Here is a 7,924-nt window from a genome sequence, read left to right as displayed (position 1 = left end):
CGAGGCGTACTACGAGCTGTACAAGAAGGGTTACGTCCTCAAGGGCACCCCCGGCCTGGACCACATCCAGTCGCAGACCGCCTGGGCGCAGGGCAAGGCGCTGTTCCTGCCCAACGGCTCCTGGGTGGAGAACGAGTCGGCGAACGTCATCCCGGCCGACTTCGACCTCGCGGTCTCCGCGCCCACCGGTATCGACTCCTCCGACAAGATGCCGTTCGGCACCATCTGGGCCTCCGGCGGTGAGCCGTTCATCGTCCCCGCCAAGGCGAAGAACACCTCCGGCGGCATGGAGCAGCTCCGCATCATGCTGAGCGAGGCGTCGTCGAGGAACTTCACCGCCAAGGTCAAGTCGCTCACCGCGTTCAACGGCGGCACCGACGGCATCACGCTCACCCCGGGTCTGAAGTCCGGTGTGGCCGCGCTGGACAAGGCCGGCGACAACGTGGTGAACCCGCGGCTCCAGGACTGGTACGTCCAGTTGCAGAAGGAGCAGATCGGTGTCGGCGGGCTCGGCGAGATGATGGCCGGCCGGCTCACTCCGGCGGAGGCCGTCACCAAGATCCAGGGATATGCCGACGCGGCCGCCAAGGACAGTTCGATCAAGCACTACAAGCATCAGTAACCGCATCAGCGACCGCATTCACGACGGCACCGGAGTGGCGATGCAACACGGCAAGTACCGGTTCATCGTGGGGTTTCTGGCCTTGCCCCTGGGACTGTACGCACTCTTCGTGGTCTGGCCGTTCATCCAGTCCATCTACTACTCGTTCACGGACTGGACCGGTCTCAGCCCCGAATTCAAGATGGTCGGTCTCGACAATTACCGCAGGATGCTGGACGACCCGATTTTCTGGAAGTCACTCCAGCACAGTCTGCTGTTCGCCCTCCTGGTGCCGGTCGTGACGATCGGGTTCGCCCTGTTCCTCTCCTTCATGATCAATGTGGGCGGCCGGCGCAGAAAGAGCGGTCCGGTCGTCTCCGGGGTGCGGGGCTCGTCCTTCTACAAGATCGTGTATTTCTTCCCGCAGGTGCTCTCGATCGCCATCGTCGCGCTGCTGTTCGCCTTCGCGTACAACCCGGACAGCGGCGCGATCAACTCGTTCCTGCGGGGTGTGGGTCTCGACGGCGTCCAGCCGCTCTGGCTGGGCGACCCGGACCTCGCGCTGTGGTGCGTGATGGCGGTGCTCGTCTGGTCCACGGTCGGCTTCTTCGTCGTCCTGTTCTCGGCGGGCATGGCCTCGATCCCGGCCGACCTGTACGAGGCGGCGCTGCTGGACGGCGCGAACCGCTCCACCACGTTCTTCCGGATCACCCTGCCGCTGCTCTGGGACACCGTGCAGTCCGGCTGGGTCTACATGGGCATCCTGGCCCTGGGCGCCGAGTCGTTCGCGGTCGTGCAGATCATGACGACCGGTCCGGGCGGTCCCGACTACTCGACCACCGTGATGGTCCTGTACGTGTACCAGAGGGCGTTCCGGGACGGTCAGGCCGCCTACGCCACCACCATCGGCGTCGCGCTGCTCGTCGTGACGCTGGCCTTCGCCGCCGTCGTGATGCGGCTGGGGCGGCGCGAGCGGCTGGAGTACTGATGAAGACGACCGAACCCCCCGCGTCCCTGCCCGTCACCAAGATCGACCTGCCGGCCGGCGGCAAGCGGCCGCGGCGCGGGTCCGACGGCCGGGTCCTGAACGTCTTCTCGCACGGCGTCCTGGTGCTCTGGGCCGTGATGGTGGTCCTGCCGCTGCTGTGGGCGGTGATGACGTCCTTCAAGGACGACCGCTCCATCTTCGGCTCGCCCTGGTCGCTGCCGGACCGGCTGCACTTCGGCAACTGGTCGCGGGCCTGGACCCAGGCCAACATGAGCGACTACTTCCTCAACACGATCCTCGTGGTGGGCGGCTCGCTGATCGGCACCCTGGTCCTCGGCTCGATGGCGGCCTACGTGCTGGCCCGGTTCGACTTCCCGGGCAACCGCTTCATCTACTACCTGTTCGTGGGCGGCATGAGCTTCCCGATCATGCTGGCGCTGGTCCCGCTGTTCTATGTGGTGAACAACATGGGCCTGCTCAACACGCTGCACGGGCTGATCCTGGTCTACATCGCCTACTCGCTGCCGTTCACGGTGTTCTTCCTCACGGCGTTCTTCCGCACGCTGCCGTCCTCGGTGGCGGAGGCGGCCTTCGTCGACGGTGCCTCGCACAGCCGGACGTTCTTCCAGATCATGCTGCCGATGGCCAAGCCGGGCCTGATCAGCGTGGGCATCTTCAACTTCCTGGGCCAGTGGAACCAGTACATGCTCCCCACGGTCCTGAACACCGACCCGGACAAGCGCGTCCTCACCCAGGGCCTGGTCCAGCTCGCGGTCAGCCAGGGCTACAAGGGCGACTGGTCGGGCCTGTTCGCGGGGCTGGTGATGGCGATGCTGCCGGTCCTCGGGGCGTACATCGTCTTCCAGCGGCAGGTGGTGCAGGGACTCACCGCGGGCGCGCTCAAGTAGACCGCGCGCCTTCACGCGGCGTACATGGATCTCCGCCGCACGCGGTGTCCGTGTACGCCGCTTTTCATCGCTCCCCGGCCGGTTTCGCACTCGGCGTTCACCACCTGGAAGGGCTTTCCCGCAACACCCCGCAGCCACCCCCGCACACCCCGCGACGATACGGAGCGTCACCGGTGCCAGAAGTGTCCGACCGTGTGGAAACTGTTCAACCTCTTGACGGGAGGCAACCCGAACAGCTCAGCTTAGAGTTCACTAGTTGGACATGGACGGGGCCTCATCGAAGCGGTCCCGCGCGCAGGAGGTCGTCGTGGAGACTCCGGGGTCGCAGTCGTCGCTGCACCGAGCCAACCTGGAGCGGGTCGTACGTGCCGTGCGCCTGGCGGGGTCCCTCACCCAGGCGGAGATCGCCCGGACGACCGGTCTGTCGGCGGCGACCGTCTCCAACATCGTGCGGGAACTGAAGGACGGCGGGACCGTCGAGGTCACGCCCACCTCCGCCGGCGGACGCCGGGCCCGCAGCGTATCGCTGAGCGGGGACGCCGGCATCGTCATCGGGGTGGACTTCGGCCATACCCATCTACGGGTCGCCGTCGGCAATCTGGCCCATCAGGTGCTCGCCGAGGAGTCCGAACCGCTGGACGTGGACGCCTCGTCCTCCCAGGGCTTCGACCGGGCGGAACAACTGGTCAGCCGGCTGATCGAGGCCACCGGGGTGGACCGGACGAAGATCGCGGGGGTGGGCCTCGGCGTGCCGGGGCCCATCGATCTGGAGTCCGGCACGCTGGGCTCGTCGGCGATCCTGCCCGGCTGGATCGGCACCAGACCCGCCGAGGAGCTGCGGGGGCGCCTCGGAGTACCGGTGCACGTGGACAACGACGCCAATCTGGGCGCCCTGGGCGAGATGGTCTGGGGCAGCGGCCGGGGCGTACGTGATCTTGCTTACATCAAGGTCGCGAGCGGTGTGGGGGCCGGTCTGGTGATCGAGGGGAAGATCTATCGCGGCCCCGGCGGCACTGCGGGAGAAATCGGGCATATTACACTCGATGAATCCGGCCCGGTCTGCCGCTGCGGAAACCGGGGCTGCCTGGAGACCTTCGCGGCCGCGCGCTATGTGCTGCCGCTCCTCCAGTCCAGTCACGGCACGGATCTGACGATGGAAGGCGTCGTGCGGCTGGCCAGGGACGGAGACCCGGGCTGCCGTCGGGTGATCGCCGACGTCGGCCGTCACATCGGCAGTGGAGTCGCCAATCTCTGCAACCTGTTGAACCCGAGCCGAGTGGTCCTGGGCGGTGATCTCGCCGAGGCCGGTGAGCTGGTGCTCGGCCCGATCAGAGAGTCCGTCGGCCGCTATGCGATCCCCAGTGCGGCGCGTCAGCTTTCCGTTCTCCCAGGGGCACTCGGGGGTCGTGCGGAGGTGCTCGGAGCACTCGCTCTCGCACTCAGCGAGATGGGTGATTCGACCCTTTTGGACGGGTCTCTGTCCAGCGCGACACCTGCCTTCACTTAGAGAACGCATGACGCCGTTGCCATCTCGTTAAGTATTTACTTCTTGACGTCGAACTTGCGGCCGAGTTGACTTCGAGCCACCTCGGCCGCAGCGTTGCGGCCCTGTCAGGGAGGCACACCCCAATGAACGCTACGATGCGTAGAGTCGTGATCGGCGCCACCGCCGTGTCCATGGCGCTCTCGATTGCCGCGTGCGGCAAGGCCGGCGACGACGACAACGACTCCGGCAGCAGCGGCTCGGACAACAAGTCCATCGGCCTTCTGCTCCCCGACAGCGTCACCACGCGCTACGAGAAGTTCGACCGGCCGTTCTTCGAGGCCAAGGTCAAGGAACTCTGCGACGACTGTGACGTGCAGTACGCCAACGCCGCGGCCGACCCGGCCAAGCAGGCGCAGCAGATGAGCAGCATGGTGACCAAGGGCGTCAAGGTCATCGTGGTCTCCGCGCAGGACTCGGCCGCCATCAAGTCCTCCATCCAGTCCGCGGTGGACAAGGGCGTCAAGGTCATCGCGTACGACCGTCTCGCCCAGGGCCCGGTCTCGGCCTACGTCTCCTTCGACAACGTCAAGGTCGGCCAGCTCCAGGGCGAGGCCCTGCTCGCCTCCCTCGGCGACAAGGCGACCCCGAAGGCCAAGGTCGTCATGATCAACGGTGACGACGCCGACCCGAACGCCGGCCAGTTCAAGGCGGGTGCCCACAAGGCGCTCGACGGCAAGGTCGACATCGCCTACGAGCAGTCCGGCCTGTGGAAGGACACGGTCGCCGCGCAGAAGATGTCCGCGGCCATCACCCAGCTCGGCGCGAAGAACATCGCCGGCGTCTACTCGGCCAACGACGGCATGGCCGGTGGCATCGCCAACACCCTCAAGGGCGCGAAGATCAGCGGCATCCCGCTGACCGGCCAGGACGCCGAGCTCGCGGGCATCCAGCGGATCGTCGCCGGCACCCAGTCCTCCACCGTCTACAAGGCGTTCAAGCCGCAGGCCGACGCCGCCGCCCAGCTCGCGGTCAACCTGCTCGAGGGCAAGGACATCAAGTCCCTGGCCACGAGCGAGGTGACCAGTGGCTCCGGCGACAAGGTCCCCGCGCAGCTCCTGACGCCGGTGTCGGTCACCAAGGCCAACATCAACGACACGGTCATCAAGGACAAGCTGTACACGGTCGCCGAGATCTGCACCGCGGAGTACGCCGCCGCGTGCAAGGCCGCCGGCCTTCAGTAAGCGGAACGCGCCACAGCGCGCACCGCGGCCCGGATCCCGCTGAGGGGTCCGGGCCCCGACCGCACCGCGCGGTCCCGCGAGACCCCGCCGACGCCTGCCCCACCTTCACACCCCGCTGCCGGGGCGGGCGTCGGACGGAGCCGTTGCCAAGTGCCACGGATTCGCGCATGTTCATCTTGTAAACCTCGTACGGCACCGAGGCGCTCCCGCCCGGTCCCGCACGTCCCTCCGCGCCCCACCCCAAGCGCGGCATCCCCGCCGGTCAGGCGGCGAAGGAGATGGTTCACGTGTCCGCTACGCCCGTGCTGGCGTTGCGCGGAGTCTCCAAGCGATTCGGTGCAGTGCAGGCACTCACCGACGTCGAGCTGGAGGTCCACGCCGGAGAAGTGGTCGCCCTGGTGGGCGACAACGGCGCAGGTAAGTCCACCCTGGTCAAGACGATCGCCGGCGTCCACCCCATCGATGAGGGAGTCATCGAGTGGGAAGGCAAGCCGGTCAGCATCACCAAGCCGCACGACGCCCAGGGACTCGGCGTCGCCACCGTCTACCAGGACCTCGCGCTCTGCGACAACCTCGACGTGGTCGGCAACCTCTACCTCGGTCGTGAGCTGCTGCACCGCGGCGTCATCGACGAGGTGACGATGGAGAAGAACGCCCGCGAGCTGCTCTCCACGCTCTCGATCCGCATCCCGAGCGTGCGCATCCCGATCGCCAGCCTCTCCGGCGGTCAGCGCCAGGTCGTCGCCATCGCCCGCGCCCTCATCGGCGACCCGAAGGTCGTCATCCTCGACGAGCCCACCGCGGCCCTCGGCGTGGAGCAGACCGCGCAGGTCCTCGACCTGGTCGAGCGGCTTCGCGAGCGCAACCTCGGCGTCATCCTCATCAGCCACAACATGGCCGACGTCAAGGCGGTCGCGGACACCGTCGCCGTCCTGCGCCTGGGCAAGAACAACGGCTCCTTCCCGGTGAAGGACACCAGCCACGAAGAGATCATCGCCGCGATCACCGGGGCCACGGACAACGCCGTGACCCGTCGTGCGGGGCGGCGCACCGCGGAGGCGGCACAGTGAGCGACACGTCGAAGACCGTGAAGAGCGGCAACCCCGAGCCCGAGAAGGTCGCCAAGGCCGAGGGCGTCGTCGAGGGCCAGGAGACCGTCGCCCCCGCGGACGACCCCACGGCCGCCCCGGTCGCCGTCGTCGACCCGCGTCTGCTGGTCCGTGAGGAGGGCCTGCGGGGTTACGTCACCGAGTTCAAGCGCAAGGTCAAGGGCGGCGAGCTGGGCTCGCTCCCGGTGGTCGTCGGCCTGATCGTCATCTGGACGATCTTCCAGCTCCAGAACGACCGCTTCCTGAGCGCCGACAACCTCTCGAACATCAGCTACTACCTCTCGGCCACCGGCATGCTCGCCATCGGCCTGGTGTTCGTGCTGCTGCTCGGCGAGATCGACCTGTCGGTCGGATCCGTCAGCGGTCTGTCCTCGACCCTGTTCGCCGTGTTCGCGGTGAACAACGGGATGAACCCCTGGCTGGCCCTGGTCCTCGCGGTCATCACCGGTATCGCCATCGGCGCGATGCAGGGCTGGTTCTTCGCCAAGATCGGCGTACCCGCGTTCGTCGTCACCCTGGCCGGCTTCCTCGGCTGGAACGGCCTGATGCTGTGGCTGCTCGGCTCCAGCGGCACGATCAACATCCCGTCCGAGACGGGCCCGATCCACCTGCTCGGCCAGAACAGCTTCTTCATGGACCAGGCGATCATCGGCGCCTACCTGCTGGCCGGCCTCGGTGTCGTGCTGACCCTCATCGGCAACTTCGGTGAGCAGCGCCGCCGCCGGATCGCCGGTGTGCCGTTCCGCCCGACCAGCGAGATCCTGCTGCGCGTCGGCGCCCTCGCCGTCGCCTCCTTCGTCGCCGCCGCGGTGCTGAACAACGCCTCCGGCGTCTCCAACGCCCTGGTGATCTTCCTCGCGGCCCTGGTGATCGTGGACTTCGTGCTCCGCCGCACCACCTACGGCCGTAAGGTCTTCGCGGTCGGCGGCGGCATCGAGGCCGCGCGCCGCGCCGGTATCAACGTGCCGCTGATCCGCATCACCGTGTTCGCCATCTCCGGCGGCTTCGCGGCGATCGGCGGTATGTTCTTCGCCGGCCAGACCGCGAGCGCCACGCTCAGCGCCGGTGGCGGCAACGTGCTGATGCTCGCCATCGCGGCGGCCGTCATCGGCGGCACCAGCCTCTTCGGCGGCCGCGGCACCGTCTGGTCGGCCCTCCTGGGCATGCTGGTCATCCAGTCGATCCAGACCGGTCTCGACCTGCTGAACATGAACACCTCGATCCAGTACATGATCACCGGTGGTGTTCTGCTCGGCGCGGTCGTGATCGACTCGGTCTCCCGCAAGAGCCAGAAGGCCGCCGGCCGCGGCTGATCCCGCGGCAGGAACGTCACTGTGCCCGGCACCGGGAGGTGCCGGGCACAGCCGTGTCCTCAGCCGGGCCCGGCCGTGTCATGAGAACGGCACGAAGGACATGTCATAGGAAAGCCCCATCATGGGTACGGCCGATCGCGTGACCTATGACGCATGGCCCGGAGTCCGGCCGCCGGGACGGAACATTAGACTCGACAAGCCCGGCAACAGCTCGATCAGCTCAACTGCAAGGAGGCACGGGTGCCGCTGCTGACCCGCATCAGGGGACCGCGCGATCT

The 7,924-nt window shown here is 67.5% G+C and carries 6 protein-coding genes and 1 pseudogene; all 7 read left to right on the top strand.

What is annotated here, in order from left to right; genetic code table 11:
- Positions 1–622 (top strand): annotated as a pseudogene (locus G6W55_RS36485) (carbohydrate ABC transporter, N-acetylglucosamine/diacetylchitobiose-binding protein); the annotation flags it as partial.
- Between the two features lie 40 nt (positions 623–662).
- Entirely contained in the window at positions 663–1,589 is a 927-nt protein-coding gene (locus tag G6W55_RS36480; RefSeq protein WP_175524908.1) for a carbohydrate ABC transporter permease, read from the top strand.
- The gene (locus tag G6W55_RS36475; protein WP_175524907.1) at positions 1,589–2,497 is read left to right on the top strand and encodes a carbohydrate ABC transporter permease; all 909 of its coding nucleotides are present in this window, start codon (positions 1,589–1,591) and stop codon (positions 2,495–2,497) included. The genes G6W55_RS36480 and G6W55_RS36475 overlap by 1 nt, the downstream gene beginning before the upstream one ends.
- A gap of 307 nt (positions 2,498–2,804) precedes the next feature.
- Complete coding sequence (locus G6W55_RS36470; RefSeq protein WP_175524906.1) at positions 2,805–4,004, top strand: ROK family transcriptional regulator; 1,200 nt, start codon at positions 2,805–2,807, stop codon at positions 4,002–4,004.
- Between the two features lie 134 nt (positions 4,005–4,138).
- Positions 4,139–5,224 carry a sugar ABC transporter substrate-binding protein gene (locus G6W55_RS36465; RefSeq protein ID WP_037875699.1) on the top strand — a complete coding sequence of 362 codons (1,086 nt, stop codon included), beginning with the start codon at positions 4,139–4,141 and terminating at the stop codon, positions 5,222–5,224.
- Between the two features lie 278 nt (positions 5,225–5,502).
- The gene (locus G6W55_RS36460; protein ID WP_030789732.1) at positions 5,503–6,294 is read left to right on the top strand and encodes an ATP-binding cassette domain-containing protein; all 792 of its coding nucleotides are present in this window, start codon (positions 5,503–5,505) and stop codon (positions 6,292–6,294) included.
- Complete coding sequence (locus tag G6W55_RS36455; protein ID WP_375372508.1) at positions 6,291–7,646, top strand: sugar ABC transporter permease; 1,356 nt, start codon at positions 6,291–6,293, stop codon at positions 7,644–7,646. The genes G6W55_RS36460 and G6W55_RS36455 overlap by 4 nt, the downstream gene beginning before the upstream one ends.
- Positions 7,647–7,924 lie beyond the last annotated feature (278 nt).

It is taken from the genome of Streptomyces sp. CAI-85, from assembly GCF_013363615.1.
GTDB classification, from domain to species: Bacteria; Actinomycetota; Actinomycetes; order Streptomycetales; family Streptomycetaceae; genus Streptomyces; species Streptomyces antibioticus_B.
Note: the sequence above shows the minus strand (reverse complement) of the source record. Positions and strands in the feature narration are given on the sequence as shown.

Coding starts and splice junctions, on each gene's coding strand:
- G6W55_RS36480 (WP_175524908.1), top strand. CDS start 663: ATGCAACACGGCAAGTACCGGTTCATCGTGGGGTTTCTGGCCTTGCCC.
- G6W55_RS36475 (WP_175524907.1), top strand. CDS start 1,589: ATGAAGACGACCGAACCCCCCGCGTCCCTGCCCGTCACCAAGATCGAC.
- G6W55_RS36465 (WP_037875699.1), top strand. CDS start 4,139: ATGCGTAGAGTCGTGATCGGCGCCACCGCCGTGTCCATGGCGCTCTCG.
- G6W55_RS36460 (WP_030789732.1), top strand. CDS start 5,503: ATGGTTCACGTGTCCGCTACGCCCGTGCTGGCGTTGCGCGGAGTCTCC.